The 12986-nt window shown below is 60.0% G+C and carries 12 protein-coding genes; 9 read left to right on the forward strand and 3 right to left on the reverse strand.

The genetic code is table 11. The annotated features are described in order from the left end of the window. Positions 1 to 141: 141 nt before the first annotated feature. Positions 142 to 579, forward strand: coding sequence for a hypothetical protein (locus MWH26_RS05565; RefSeq protein WP_247976407.1), 438 nt, complete (start codon positions 142 to 144; stop codon positions 577 to 579). A 58-nt stretch (positions 580 to 637) separates the two neighbouring features. On the opposite strand, the gene ruvC is transcribed toward MWH26_RS05565, so the two are convergent. After that, positions 638 to 1273: a crossover junction endodeoxyribonuclease RuvC gene (ruvC, locus tag MWH26_RS05570; RefSeq protein WP_247976408.1), complete on the reverse strand. Its 636-nt coding sequence runs from the start codon at positions 1271 to 1273 to the stop codon at positions 638 to 640. An 86-nt stretch (positions 1274 to 1359) separates the two neighbouring features. On the opposite strand from ruvC, the gene MWH26_RS05575 reads away from it, so the two are divergent. From MWH26_RS05575 to MWH26_RS05600, 6 genes are all read left to right on the forward strand, one after another. Then, positions 1360 to 2406: a lysylphosphatidylglycerol synthase transmembrane domain-containing protein gene (locus tag MWH26_RS05575; RefSeq protein WP_247976409.1), complete on the forward strand. Its 1047-nt coding sequence runs from the start codon at positions 1360 to 1362 to the stop codon at positions 2404 to 2406. Continuing rightward, positions 2406 to 3623: a glycosyltransferase gene (locus tag MWH26_RS05580; protein WP_247976410.1), complete on the forward strand. Its 1218-nt coding sequence runs from the start codon at positions 2406 to 2408 to the stop codon at positions 3621 to 3623. Before MWH26_RS05575 ends, MWH26_RS05580 begins: the two co-directional genes overlap by 1 nt. Before the next feature lie 350 nt (positions 3624 to 3973). Next, on the forward strand, positions 3974 to 4243 hold the full coding sequence (locus tag MWH26_RS05585) for a c-type cytochrome (RefSeq protein WP_247976411.1): 270 nt from the start codon (positions 3974 to 3976) through the stop codon (positions 4241 to 4243). 278 nt (positions 4244 to 4521) lie between these two features. Then, the gene (locus MWH26_RS05590) at positions 4522 to 4779 is read left to right on the forward strand and encodes a helix-turn-helix domain-containing protein (protein WP_247976412.1); all 258 of its coding nucleotides are present in this window, start codon (positions 4522 to 4524) and stop codon (positions 4777 to 4779) included. 20 nt (positions 4780 to 4799) lie between these two features. Next, positions 4800 to 5954 carry an ABC transporter permease gene (locus tag MWH26_RS05595; RefSeq protein WP_247976413.1) on the forward strand — a complete coding sequence of 385 codons (1155 nt, stop codon included), beginning with the start codon at positions 4800 to 4802 and terminating at the stop codon, positions 5952 to 5954. Between the two features lie 167 nt (positions 5955 to 6121). Then, entirely contained in the window at positions 6122 to 7354 is a 1233-nt protein-coding gene (locus MWH26_RS05600; protein ID WP_247976414.1) for a PP2C family protein-serine/threonine phosphatase, read from the forward strand. 195 nt (positions 7355 to 7549) lie between these two features. On the opposite strand, the gene MWH26_RS05605 is transcribed toward MWH26_RS05600, so the two are convergent. Both MWH26_RS05605 and MWH26_RS05610 read right to left on the reverse strand, forming a co-directional pair. Further along, positions 7550 to 9004: an O-antigen ligase family protein gene (locus MWH26_RS05605; protein WP_247976415.1), complete on the reverse strand. Its 1455-nt coding sequence runs from the start codon at positions 9002 to 9004 to the stop codon at positions 7550 to 7552. Next, complete coding sequence (locus MWH26_RS05610; RefSeq protein ID WP_247976416.1) at positions 9001 to 10083, reverse strand: GumC domain-containing protein; 1083 nt, start codon at positions 10081 to 10083, stop codon at positions 9001 to 9003. Before MWH26_RS05610 ends, MWH26_RS05605 begins: the two co-directional genes overlap by 4 nt. 233 nt (positions 10084 to 10316) lie before the next feature. Here MWH26_RS05610 and MWH26_RS05615 point away from each other — a divergent pair, with 233 nt between their 5' ends. Next, on the forward strand, positions 10317 to 11720 hold the full coding sequence (locus MWH26_RS05615; RefSeq protein WP_247976417.1) for an oligosaccharide flippase family protein: 1404 nt from the start codon (positions 10317 to 10319) through the stop codon (positions 11718 to 11720). Positions 11721 to 11789: 69 nt separating this feature from the next. After that, positions 11790 to 12917, forward strand: coding sequence for a glycosyltransferase family 4 protein (locus MWH26_RS05620; RefSeq protein ID WP_247976418.1), 1128 nt, complete (start codon positions 11790 to 11792; stop codon positions 12915 to 12917). Positions 12918 to 12986 lie beyond the last annotated feature (69 nt).

The raw sequence follows: 12986 nt of genomic DNA on the forward strand, positions 1-12986 counted from the left end.
TGTAAGGCTGAAAACTCAGCCCTTTTCTAGGACATTAGGTATAACATCGATTATGTTAATAACTATTTTGAAGAAGACAGCCGCTAAACCCACCAAGTTAATTTTTCTTTTGTCTACTTACTTCCCTTTCTTAGTTGACCTATGGGCTATTCGCTTCGCGCTTTCATTGGTCATACCCACGACTTACAACCGCTAGCTACTCAGTATGACCATGCGGTGCTCGTCGAGGTAGGACAAGGTCTCTCGCTCATTCCAATAACGGAGGTTTTTTTCGATGAGCTTAATATGTTTAGCCCTTCAGAAGAAATTATGCCATTTGGTTGCCTTACTCGCCTTATGGAAGAGCGGGTACTCGCACTACTCGGACCCACGCACTTCGGCTATTTAGAAGCAGACTATTTCGGGGGGCGAGGTGGTCAAGCCTCCTTACTTTGGCAAGCTGGACAGCGCAGTATAGCACCTAGTGCAATCAACAGTATGCTACGAGAGCTTGGGGTGATTGCAACAGGGCATATGGATGAGTTCGATACTATTAAACTTGGTCGACACCGGGAAACAGAAGATTGGGTGAGCGTTTAGATGTGTCCAGCCTAATGCACCTGTCTGGTAAGTTAACTTACATGAACTGGACTGCCTCCTACGCTGCTGGCTTCTTCTTAGCCACCGCTACCTTTTTGCCGGCTACGGGGGCGGCTAGCTTGCTGGGGTTGTCGGCCAGGAACTTGCCCCAGCTTTTGCCGCCAGCTTTCACGTTGTTGCCCTTTTGGTAGTGGTGGCACAGGGCCACGGCTAGGGCATCGGTGGCGTCCAGGAACTTAGGGGCTTCCTCGATGGGGGGCAGCTGCAGGGTTTGGCGGAGCATATGGGCTACCTGCTCTTTGGTGGCGTTACCAGAGCCCGTTACCGACTGCTTTACTTTGGTGGGGGCGTACTCCACGTAGGGAATCTGGCGGGAAAGGCAGGCAGCAATGGCCACACCCTGGGCCCGACCTAGCTTCAGCATGCTTTGCACGTTCACCCCGAAAAAGGGCGCTTCAATGGCTAGCTCGTCGGGCAGAAACTCCTCGATTAGCTCCGTCATCCGCTCAAAAATCTTCTTGAGCTTAAGGGCGTGGTTGGTACCCAGCTTCTTCATGTCGATGACATCGTAGCGCAGCACCGTGACGCGCTGGCCCTGTACCTCAATCACGGCGTAGCCCATAATTTGGGTGCCGGGGTCGACGCCCATAATGACTTTGGGCAGCAGATCAGCAGAGGCAAGGGGTAGAATCATAGCGCGTTACAGGGAGGCGAGAAGATAGGCAGAGTAGCGTAGATTTTCGTCGGTAACTTGCCAAGGCAAACCAACCTGCTGCCCACTTGTCTGCGCCCCACCTACAAAACTACGTCCAAAAGCCGGAAGAACCCGCGCCCCGGCGGCGTGGCTTGGTAGTGGCGGGCAAACTAGGTATTACCCTGCTCACGTTGGGGCTGCTCTGGCACTCCGTAGTGGCCGATGAAGCCACGGCGGCGGCCTGGCGCGGGCTGCTCACGCGCACCCTCAGCGGCGAAGGCCGGGGCCCGGTGCTGCTAGCCTTGCTGCTAATGCCTCTCAACTGGGGCCTGGAAGCCTGGAAGTGGTGGCGACTGGCCCGGCACTTGGAGCCCGTTTCCTTCCGGCGCAGCTTCCGGGCCGTGCTGGTAGGCCTCACCCTGGGGTTCGTGACGCCCAACCGGGTAGGCGACTACGCCGGCCGCATCATGGAGCTGAAAAGTCGGCGGCTGGATGCGCTGGGCGCCGTGTTTCTGGGGCGCTACTGCCAGCTAGTGGCTACTGTGGTGGCGGGCTCGGTGGGGCTTTTGTACTTTCTGCTGCGGTTTTACCTAGCGGGCTACCCGGCGGCGCAACTGGGGGTAGTGGCGGCTACTATTGCATTGAATGCGGCCGTGTTGCTACCCCTATACTACTCGCAGCTCCTGGTGGCGGCCGTGCAGGCCGTGGGGCCGTTGCGGCGCTTCAGTAGGTTTCTGGCCGTTATGCCTACCTACCCGGCCCGCGCCCTTACGGCCGTGCTGCTGATTTCTAGCCTGCGCTACGCCGTATTCTGCGCGCAGTTTGGGCTGCTGCTGCTGGCGTATGGGGTGCGGGCACCGCTGGGGCCTTCGGCGGCGGCCGTGGCCGGCACCTTTCTGCTGAAGTCGTTGGTGCCCTCCCTGAATGCCCTGGCCGATGTGGGCGTGCGGGAGCTGTCGGCCACCCATTTGTTTGGGTTGCTGGGCGAGCCGGTACTGCCAGTGCTCAGCGCCAGTCTGAGCTTGTGGGTGCTCAATATTGCCGTGCCCAGCGCCATCGGGCTGTTTTTTGTGTTGCGGATGAAGGTGCTGCGAAAACGCCAGAAAAGCCGGCCCGCGCCGGTAGCCTCCTGATGCCTGGGGTTGCCTGGGCTACCGCGCTGGCCCTGCTCGGCGTGAATGGCGTCTACCTCCGGCAGATGCTGCAGTACCGGCAAGCCTGGCGGCACCGCCTCTCCTCAGATACCGAAAAGGTAGCTGAAAAACCCTCAGAGGCCCGCAAGCAAGCCGCGCCCACGAGTGCAGTAGACGGAGAAGCTGCGGCCACGCCTGCCTTTTCCGTGCTGGTAGCAGCTCGCAACGAAGCCGCGAATCTGCCCTGGTTGCTGCACGACTTAAGCCAGCAACTGCCCGTAGCGGGCGGCTTTGAGGTGCTCATCATTGATGATCATTCTACCGATGCTACCGCCCAGGTGGTTGCTGAAGCGGCCGCCAACTTGCCGTTTCCGGTGCGAGTGCTACAGTTAGCCAGTCAGCCCAGTGCCCCTACCGGCAAAAAGGCCGCGGTACAAACCGGTATTCAAGCGGCCCGTGCCCCGTGGCTGCTCTTCACCGATGCCGACTGCCGCGTGCCCGCCGGGTGGGTCCGGACTTACGCCGAGCTAGTGGCCCAGGATGCCGACGCGCGCTTTATCAGTGGGCCGGTGCTGCTCACGGGCCGGGGCTGGCTGGCTACTTTGCAGGGGCTGGAGCTGGCGGGACTTGTAGGGGTAGGGGCCGCGTCTATCGGTTGGGAGCAGCCCACCATGTGCAACGGGGCTAACCTGGCTTACCGCCGCGCCGACTTTTTCGCCGTGGACGGATTTCGGGGCAACGAGGCTGTGCCCAGCGGCGACGACGAATTTCTGCTTCATAAGCTGCACGCGGCTTTTCCGGGTAGCATCCGGTTTCTGCGTCAGGAAGGCGCCGTGGTACAAACCGCCGCCCAGCCCACTGTGCGCCTGCTGCTACGGCAGCGGGTGCGCTGGGCCAGCAAGTGGCGCCACTATCAAGCTGCGGCCCCCCGGCGCTTGGCGGTGCTGGTGCTGCTCAGCAACCTCACGTTTCCGGTAGGGGCGGGGCTGTGGCTGCTAGGCGTAGCGCCTGGAACTGCCGTGGTAGCTGCCTGGGCCCTCAAGCTCCTGGCCGATGTGGTGTTTTTGCGGCCGGTGCTGCGGTTTCTGGGGCGGCCGCAGTGGCTATGGTGGGTGCCCGTGCTGCAGCTGGCGTATGGGCCGTACGCCCTGGCCACGGGTCTGCTGGGCCTGCGCGGCAGCTACGAGTGGAAGGGGCGAAAAGCTACCTCGCCTTAGAGCAGTTTGCGCGTGCTTTTAAGTACGTAAAAACTGCATTTTCGCTTGCATTTACGGCATTTCGGGGCGTACTTATTCTATACTTTTTGTTTCATCATCTATTCCCATTTCGTATGAATAAGACGTGGTTAGAAATTGTGATGCCGGCGAGTTTAGTGCTGATTTTCTGTACGATTATGGTCTTCGGACTGTCGGTGAGCGGACTGCTAGATAGCCCAGGCACTAATGCGAGTGAATCCGCAACTACGCAGGTCGGCGGCGGCTGTGGTGTTATGGATTCTCCAATGGGAACGGTTGACTCTGCCACCATAGTAAGCGCAGGCTTGCTACCTGAACAAGAAGCAACACTTTTGGCCGGCACTGCCCTCTTCGAAAGCAACTGCGCCCAGTGCCACGCCATCAACGAGGTAGTAGTAGGTCCGGCCCTGGCAGGCCTGAGCAAGCGCCGGCCCCTGTCCTGGATTACTGCCTGGGTAAAGAACTCCAGCAAAATGGTAGCCAGCGAGGACGAGTACGCCGTGAAAATATTTAACCAGTACCAGAAGCAACAGATGCCCAGCTTCCAGCTCTCCGACCAGGAAATCAAAGCCATTGTGGCCTATGTCGAGTACCAAGAGTAACAAGCAGTGACTGGGCCACAGGACTAGCTACTTAGTAAAGTACTTTACTGCTCCAAAAGGGTAGTGACCCAGACAGCAAACTCTCTAAAGCTGTCATTCCGACTACAAGGAGGAGTCTGGGTTAGCTTCTTGTGAGTAACTCAGATTCCTCCCTGCGGTCGGAATGACAGTCAAGTAAAAAGTACTCTGTAGCACTTTAGACGGGGACATTCCTTCCCGCTACCTACCTAAGCCTTCCGGAAGCTACCTTTGCTGAGCACAACCACCTGCCTTTCTCCGTGACCGACGCTGAATTTGATATCCTGGACGAACTGTACTTCGTCACGCCCTTCGCCGAGCTAAGCCGCAAAACCGGCCTGGCACCCGCCGAGCTAGAGCGCCACTTGCGCAGTTTGCTGGAGCAGGACCTCGTCCGTAGCTTTTGGCCCGACCCCGATACGGAGCTGGCTTTCGAGGAAAGCTCCTTCGGGGCCATTGTGCGCGACTCTTTTTTCCTGGCCTCTAAGGAAGGGCTGCTGCAACATAATACCCGCTAGCAGTGGCCGTAACTGCTCCTTTGTCGTCTGAGCCGATTGCCCGGCCGCCGGGCTACTACGTGCGCCGCCGCCTACTGCGCAACACTCCGGCCATGCTGGGCCTGGGCTTTATTGTGCTGTGCACGCTGGTGGCCCTGCTCGGCTACTGGGTGCTGCCCGACAACTCGCCTAACGCCAACAACGGCCTCGTGCAGCTGCAAAAGGAGCCGCCGGGCTTCCAGGCCACCATCCTGCAACTGCCCCTGCCTGATTCCAACCGCGCCAGTAGCAACCCTCTGCGCACCTGGTGGCAGGGCCAGGAGCCGCGCTTTCGGGAGGTGCCTATTGCCGGCTACCGCATCGAGGGTGACTCCTTGCTGACGACGCCCTACCAGAACCATTCGGCCCTGGCCGACCAAGCCCAGCGCTACTCCCTGGCCGCCGTGGCAGGCCACGCGGGTCCGGTTGCTACCCTGCGCCAGGAGGTAGAGCAGGAGCGTATTGTGCGGCGCACGTACTGGCTGGGAACCGATAAATCAGGGCGCGACGAGCTGAGCCGGCTGCTGCTGGGCACGCGCGTAAGCTTAGGCATCGGGCTGGTGGCCGTGCTGATATCCATGGCCCTGGGCATGCTCATTGGGGCCGTGGCGGGCTACGTGGGCGGCTGGGTAGATAGTCTGCTGCTGGGCCTGATGACGGTGGTGTGGAGCATTCCGGGCATTATGCTGGTTATTGCCATTTCCCTGGCCCTAGATAGCAAAGGCGTCTGGACTTCCTTCGTGGCTGTGGGCCTGACCATGTGGGTAGATGTAGCCCGCGTGGTGCGGGGCCAGATGCTGAGCCTGCGCGAAAAAACCTTTGTGGAAGCCGGCCGGGTGCTGGGCCTGCCCCAAAGCCGCCTGATTTGGCGCCACCTGCTCCCGAACATGACCGGCCCGCTGATTGTGCTGGCAACCAGTAACTTTGCGGCGGCCATTCTGCTGGAAGCCGGTCTGAGCTTTCTCGGGCTGGGCGTACAGCCGCCGGCACCCTCCTGGGGCCTGATGGTTAATGAAGGGTTTCAACTGCTGGGTACTAGTGCTGGTTTCTGGCTTACGCTGCTGCCCGGCTTGGTAATTAGCCTGCTGGTGCTGAGCTTTAACCTGCTAGGCAACGGCCTGCGCGACGCCTACGACCCAAAAACTCCGCTGGGATAAGGGTGAGTGAGGTAACTAGTGAAGTAGAAGGTTTACTGTTCAACTCACCTTGGGGTAGTAGCGCCTACCGCGTAACCACCTGCCCGCCGAACGTAAAACGTACTAGTTCATCAGTTTCCGTCCTCACCTTCTCGTCTCGCTACTCTACAACTTCACACGTTTACCATATGCCAACTATTACTCCCGAAAAGCGTCTGTTCCTGAAGGAGCGTGAGTTGGGGGCTCTGCTGGAAATCACCCAGGCCATCAATTTAGACCCCACGGAAGCGGCTCTGTATAAAATTTTCCAGTTTACCCTGCTCGGCCAGCTCAACATCCGTCGGCTCGTACTCTACGTGAAAGAGGAAGGGCAGTGGCAGTGCATGGTCTCCTTCGGGGCTGGGCTTTCCGACTTTCGCAAGCTGGCTCTCCCGGCTATTATTCTAGAAAACTGCACCTCCACGCCCTGCCCCCTACGCAGCTTCGGCGACTTAGGACCCGATTGGCAGCACCTGGAAACCGTCATTCCGGTGGTGCAAAATGGCGAAGTGCTGTCCTACGTCCTGATTGGCAATGTGCACGAGGACTACGCCAGCGAGGAAGCCACTAAGTTTCTGCAAACCCTGAGCAACATTCTTATCGGGGCCATTGAAAATCGGCGGCTGGCCCGGCAGCGGGTTGCCAACGCGGCCATGCGCAAGGAAATCGAAATTGCCCAGGAGGTGCAAACCATGCTCTTCCCCCGCAAGCTACCCAACGATGCCCACGTGGCCGTGCACGCCTCCTACGTGCCCCACACCGCCGTGGGCGGCGACTACTACGACGTGGTGGACCTGGATGCCAACCGCTTCCTGTTCTGCGTCGCCGACGTGTCGGGTAAGGGCGTGGCGGCCTCGTTGCTGATGTCTAATTTCCAAGCCGGTTTGCGCACCCTGCTGCGCCAGCAGGCCGATATCGGCACCGTGGCTCAGGAACTGAATAACCTGATTTTCCGCAACGCCGGCGGCGACAAGTTCATTACCGTCTTCTTCGGCCTCTACGACCGGAGCACCCGCGAGCTGCAGTACGTAAATGCCGGCCACAACGACCCGCTCCTGATTTCCGACGGCGGACCGATTCAGCTGCTCAAGGAAGGCACCATTATGCTAGGCGTGATGGATGAGCTGCCCATGCTGAAAGTCGGCCGCGTGCAGGTGCCCCCGCGCACCATGCTGTTCTCCTATACCGATGGCCTGACGGAAGTATTTGACGCTGAGCAAAATGAGTTTGGAGAGGAAGGCGTGCTGCGCGTGCTGCGCCACAACCGCTACGCCCCCCTGGCCACGGTGCACCAAGAGCTCCTCCGCGAAATAGAGGCCTACAACCTCCACGGCACCCGCTTCGCCGACGACGTCACCATCCTAAGCTGCCGGTTTAAGTAAAATGGTGAGGCGGTGAATGAGTGATTGAGTGAGTTGTCATGGCGAGCGAAGCGCGGCCATCCTTCCTGTCTTTGTGACCAGCCTGATAACGTAACAAGCCCTTACTTCCGCACTGGAGGTAAGGGCTTGTTACATCTGGGAGGGTATTGCTTTGGCTAAGACGGATAGCGTCGGTAGCCTCGCCATGACAACACGTCACTCATTCACCGCCTCACCTCTCGCCCACGTGCCTACCCGAATCAGCATGGCAATGTTGAGAAAGAAGAAAGAGCCGATTTTATCTACTTCCACCAACTCGTTGAGTAACAGATGGAAGATAATAATGACCAAGCTCATGCCGCAGGCCAGCAGCACGTAGCGAGGTTGGGTGCCGGGGCGCGTCTGGTGGTAGAGGTGCTCGAAAGTGAGCAGGGCTGTGCCCAGCAGAATCAGCAGCAGAATGAGGCCCGGGAAGCCCTGCTCGGCTAGCACCAGCAGGAAGTAATTATGGGTGGTTGACTTCTCGGGGTTCTCGCTCACGTAGGTGCGGAAGCTGCGTACAGTATAGCGCTTATACTCAGGGTAAAAGGTGCTGGGGCCACTGCCCACCAGGGGCTTGGCCGCCGTCATGCGGCCGGCCGCCACCCAGCGGTACACCCGCTCCATCCCCGACACGTCTTGGAGCTTGTAGGTGGCCTCCAGGTGCTTGCCAAAGTTCTCGCCGTTGAACACCGTTTTTTCAAACTCCGGGGCGTACAGCATGTAGTTGTTCTGGTCCAGGAAGTAAGCAGCACCCGCCACCAGGGTCAGCACGGCCCCGACCAGCAGTAGCCGCGTCTGGCGCAGCCGCGCTACCCCGTAGAATACGCCCGCTACCGGCAGGGAAAGTACCGAGGCCCGGGTGTAGGACGTAATCAGCCCAAAAAGTAGGATGCCCATGGCCACGCGCCAGCCCACGCGGGCTGCGCCCTGGGTGCTGCGGGCCCCATAAAGCGTGAACGGTAGGAGCAAGGCCAGCACTGTGGCATAGATAACATGGTTACGGTACAGTAGCTGCACTGCCTCGTTGATGGACTCAAAACTGAAGCCGTGCGCCGCGTGCCGAACTCCTACAATAACTACTGTCAGGCAGGCCCCGGCCGTGTAAATGCCCGCTACGCGCCACAGGGCGGCGGGCCGCGGCAGCAGCAGCAGTGTACCCAGCCCAAAAGGAACTAGGTACCAGGTTTTGGCCAGCAGGTATTTGACGGACTTGGTAGTATCGACGGAAAAAGCCGTGGACACCGCCGACCAGAGTAGCATCAGCAGCAGGATAATCACCAGCGGATGCCGCAGCTCCCGGCCCGAAACGGCGTGGGGATGCATCAGAAATGTGGCCAGCACGCAGCCTGTAAGAACTAGCAGCAGGGGTTCCGAGGGAACATCCAGGCTCAGGCCGCCGGGCAACGGCATTTCCCGGGAAAAAGCCAGCGTCAGGAACAGCAGGTAGTAGAGCAGCCGCCACTCCGTAAAGAGCAGGAGTACGCCCAGTCCGGCTGCCAGGGGGAGCAGCCCCAGGGGAGAGTGCAGCAGCACTGTTGCCGCGCCGCCCCCCAGCAGCAACCCGATGAAGCCCGTAAACACGCGCTGCTCCGGGGTGTGAGGAAGCCACTGGGCTAACCGCGGCCTCATGTGCCCAGCGGTGCCGCGGGGCGGCGGTTGGAGCGCCGCCACAGTTCCAGCAGCGTAATCACCACTACGGACAAGGCCAGCGTCAGGAACACGGAGCCTACCACAATCAGCCAACGCACGGGCTTACTTTTCTTAGTGGCGGGGTAGGCTTTCTGCACCAGGTACAACGACGAGAGCTTGCCTTTCAGGGCCACATCGGCGGTTTCGTACTCGCCGCGCGCCTTCACCAGGCGGTCCTGCAAATCCGTCATGCGGGAAGTGAACAGGTTCAGCGAGTCAACCCCCTGGGTGTAGTTTTCCAGGTTGATGACGTTGCCCTGGTCAGCTTCCGTGAGGCCACGCAGAGCCCGGCGCAGGCCCGCCACTTTGCTGGCACTGGCCCCGCTACCCTCGGCGATGCGGAGGTCGGTTTCCACTTTAATAATCTCCCGGGCCAGGTAGCGCGACTGTTGTTCCAGCCCGTAGATGCCGTAGCGGCGGCGGGCTCGCAGCAGTTGCTGGCGGGAACGTTCAAACTCGGCGTTCAGAAACAGGTAGCGCTGCTGGTAGAGGCCGAGCACGTTGCGGCGGTTTTCCAGCGTCAGCTGCTGGTTCACGGAGTCGATGACTTGTACCAACGTATTGGCAATGCGTGCGGCCAGTTGCTTGTCCTTGTCCTGAAACGTTAGCTCAATGGCGTCCCGCTCGTTGTGCACAATATCGAGGTTGGCGCTGAACTCCCGCAGGGCGGCATCGTCGGCGGCATCGGTACCGGCGGGGCCCACCTGGTAGTGCTCATGCAGCCGGTAGCGCTTGATGAGCAGCTCGCCCACCGGCTGCGACTGACCAATGGTGATAATACGGTCCAGATCTTCGGTGCGGCCGCCCAACTCCAGCTTGCTACCTTCCGTGGCAATTCGGTCGGGGTCAGTGGTTTGCGGGTTGGTGGGGAAGAATACGGCCGTCGATTTGTAAATGTTAGGTAGGGTTAAGGCAACCAGGATACTTGTCAGGAGGGCCAGCACTAGGGCCGTGCCCACCAGCTTTTTCCACCGATTAATAATGGGCCACAAGCCCAGCAGCGAATACGATTCAGACATAATACAAACCAGCCCGCCCGCCCGGGAAGGGAAAAGGCCTAACGGCGGCGGCGAGCAAATATAGAGGAAAAATGGCCGCAGGATGCGCGTAGCGCCCGAAGCCGGGCGGCTCAATTTCCCTAGTTTTGTGCCGGGCCAGCCCGCGGACTACTAGCCGGCGACGCGCCTCAACCCGGGCATCTTTTCAGCTTAACGCAAGCAGCATCAAACGATTTTTAGGAAATATCAGCTTTGTGGTGCTGCTCAACCTGCTCGTGAAACCGGGCTGGGTAGTGCTGGAAAACGTGGTCCAGGACCGGCTGGGCCACGAGGTGTTCGGGACGTTCACGGCCCTGCTGACCCTGGCTACCATTGTGGCGGCGGTGTCCGACGTGGGTACTACCCAGTTGACAACCAAGCGGCTGGCAGCTTCCCCTGGCTTTTTCACCGAGTTCTTTCCTACTCTGCTACCCCTGCGGGCCGGGCTGGGTGTGGGCTTTCTGCTGGCTACCGTGGGCATCGGCTGGGTGCTGGGCTACCGGGGCCACTGGCTACTGCTGCTGGCCATTACGGCCGCCGGACTGCTGCTAACCCAATACATTCTGTTCTTGCGCGGGGTGCTGCAGGCCCACCAGCGGTTCAACCTCGATGCCGTGCTGTCGGTGCTGGAGCGGCTGCTGCTGCTGGGGCTGGTACTGGCGCTGCTCCCCATAGGGCTGAGCCTGGATCGGTACGTGGCCGTGCGCACGGTGGCCGTGGGGTTCACGTTTCTGCTGCTAGTGGTACTGATTCGACGTTTTTACGGCAAGGTGGCCCTGCGCCCGCGCTGGCAGCAGGCCCGGCAGGTACTGCTAGAGAGCCTGCCGCTGGCCTTCATTACGCTGGTGTACGGCCTAAATGAGCGGGTAGATATGCTGATGCTGGAGCGGCTGGTGTCGAGCAAGGAAGCCAGCTACTACGCCGCCGCCTACCGCTGGGTTGATGCCGTGATGATGTACCTCTGGACGGTGCTGCCGCTGTTTTTTGCCCGCTTTGCCCACGCCACCGGCCGGACTCAGGAGCAGCAGGAGCTTCTCTGGTTCGGCCAGCGCGTCGTCACGGTGCCCTTGCTGTTTGTGGTGGGCTTCGGCCTGTTTCGGGGGGAACTGCTGTTTTTTCAGTTTACTCACAGTTCCGCCCAGGAGGTAGCCCGCATGACCCAGTGTCTGCAGCTGCTGTTTCTGAACGTGCTGGTGCACGCCTTCTTCGCCATCTACAGCACCCTGCTTACTAGCACCGACCACGAAAAACCCGTTTCCTGGCTCGTAACGGGCAGTATTGTGGTCAACGTGGGGCTGAATTTCGTGTTCATGCCCCGCTACGGGGCCCTAGCCGGGGCCATCAACACCCTGCTGTGCGCCGTGGTGGTGTCAGCAGGGTACCTGTGGCTGGTGCCGCGCCGCACCGGGGTGCAACTACCGTGGGCGATGCTATTGCGCTTGATGCTGACGTTCAGTGGCTTATGCGCGGGCTGGTACGCGCTGCGCCGCTACGCCGCGCTGCCCTGGTGGCTGGAGGCTGGCCTAGCCGGGCTGTGGCTGCTGGTGCTGGTGCTGGGGTTGGGGGTAGTAAAAGTCAATGAGTTACGGCAGCTTCGGCGCCGGCCGCCAGCGGTTTAGCTCACTACCTTCGTACCGAAAACAAGCACGTAATTACTTTTACTTTGCCTCCTTCCCCTCCGTAAGCCCTTGGAAATAGCCGTCAACGTCCGTTTTTTACTACCCGGCGACAAGTTGGAGGGCATCGGCCGCTTCACCTACGAGACGTTGCGCCACCTCGTGCAGCAGCACCCCGAGCATACCTTTCACTTTCTCTTCGACCGGGCCTTTGATGAGCGGTACCGGTTTGGGCCGAATGTAGTGCCGCACGTGCTGGGCCCGCCGGCCCGCCATCCGTTGCTGTGGCTGGCCTGGTTTGAGGGGGCCGTAGCCCGCTGGCTGCGCCGCCGCCGTCCGGCCGTGTTCCTGAGTCCGGATGGCTACACTACCCTGCGCACCCGCGTGCCCCGCGTCACCGTCATCCATGACCTGGCTTTCGAGCACTTCCCCCAGGATGTGAGCCCGCTGGTGCTGCGGTACTACCGGTACTTTACGCCCCGTTTTGCCAAGGCCTCCCGGCGGGTAGTGGCCGTGTCAGAGGCTACCCGCCAGGACCTAGTGCAAACCTACGGGGTAGGGCCGGAGAAAATCAGCGTGGTTTATAATGCCGCTGATGCTCATTTTCGGCCCCAGCCCGTGGCTGTGCAGCAGGCTACCCGGGAGCGATTTAGTGCCGGCAAGCCATATTTCCTGTTCGTAGGTGCCCTGCAGCCCCGCAAAAATCTGGTAAACCTGCTGCAAGCCTTCGACCAGTTCAAGGCCGCTACCGGTTCCTCCGCCAAGCTGCTGGTGGTAGGCCGCACGGCCTGGAAAGCGGGCCCTATTTTCGAGGTGTACCAGCGCATGCACTACCGCCACGATGTGCACCTGACCGGGCGGGTAACCGATACGGAGCTCGTGGCGCTGTACGCGGCGGCTCTAGCTACTTGCTATGTGCCTTATTTTGAGGGTTTTGGCATTCCCATCATCGAGGCTCAGGCTTGCGCTTCCCCCGTCATTACGTCTAATTGCAGCTCTATGCCTGAGGTAGCTGGCGGCGGTGCCCGCCTGGTTGATCCGCTTTCCGTTGACTCCATTGCCGCCGGGCTGGGGGAGGTGCACGCCTCCGAAAGCTACCGCGCGGAGCTGATACAGAAAGGATTACAAAACACCCAGCGTTTTTCGTGGGCTGAAAGTGCCCACCTACTCTGGCAGGAAATTCTGGCCGCGCGTGGCTAGCTGTTAGTTTGTAGCTGTCAGTGAGTTGTTAGAGCAGTTCTGAAAACAACTTTTCCACTTTGCACACGC

Source organism: Hymenobacter sublimis, assembly GCF_023101345.1.
Taxonomy (GTDB): Bacteria; Bacteroidota; Bacteroidia; order Cytophagales; family Hymenobacteraceae; genus Hymenobacter; species Hymenobacter sublimis.

Excerpts from the sequence above, each read along its gene's own strand:
- MWH26_RS05565 (WP_247976407.1), top strand. The coding sequence starts at position 142 with ATGGGCTATTCGCTTCGCGCTTTCATTGGTCATACCCACGACTTACAA.
- ruvC (WP_247976408.1), bottom strand. The coding sequence starts at position 1,273 with ATGATTCTACCCCTTGCCTCTGCTGATCTGCTGCCCAAAGTCATTATG.
- MWH26_RS05580 (WP_247976410.1), top strand. The coding sequence starts at position 2,406 with ATGCCTGGGGTTGCCTGGGCTACCGCGCTGGCCCTGCTCGGCGTGAAT.
- MWH26_RS05600 (WP_247976414.1), top strand. The coding sequence starts at position 6,122 with ATGCCAACTATTACTCCCGAAAAGCGTCTGTTCCTGAAGGAGCGTGAG.
- MWH26_RS05605 (WP_247976415.1), bottom strand. The coding sequence starts at position 9,004 with ATGAGGCCGCGGTTAGCCCAGTGGCTTCCTCACACCCCGGAGCAGCGC.
- MWH26_RS05610 (WP_247976416.1), bottom strand. The coding sequence starts at position 10,083 with ATGTCTGAATCGTATTCGCTGCTGGGCTTGTGGCCCATTATTAATCGG.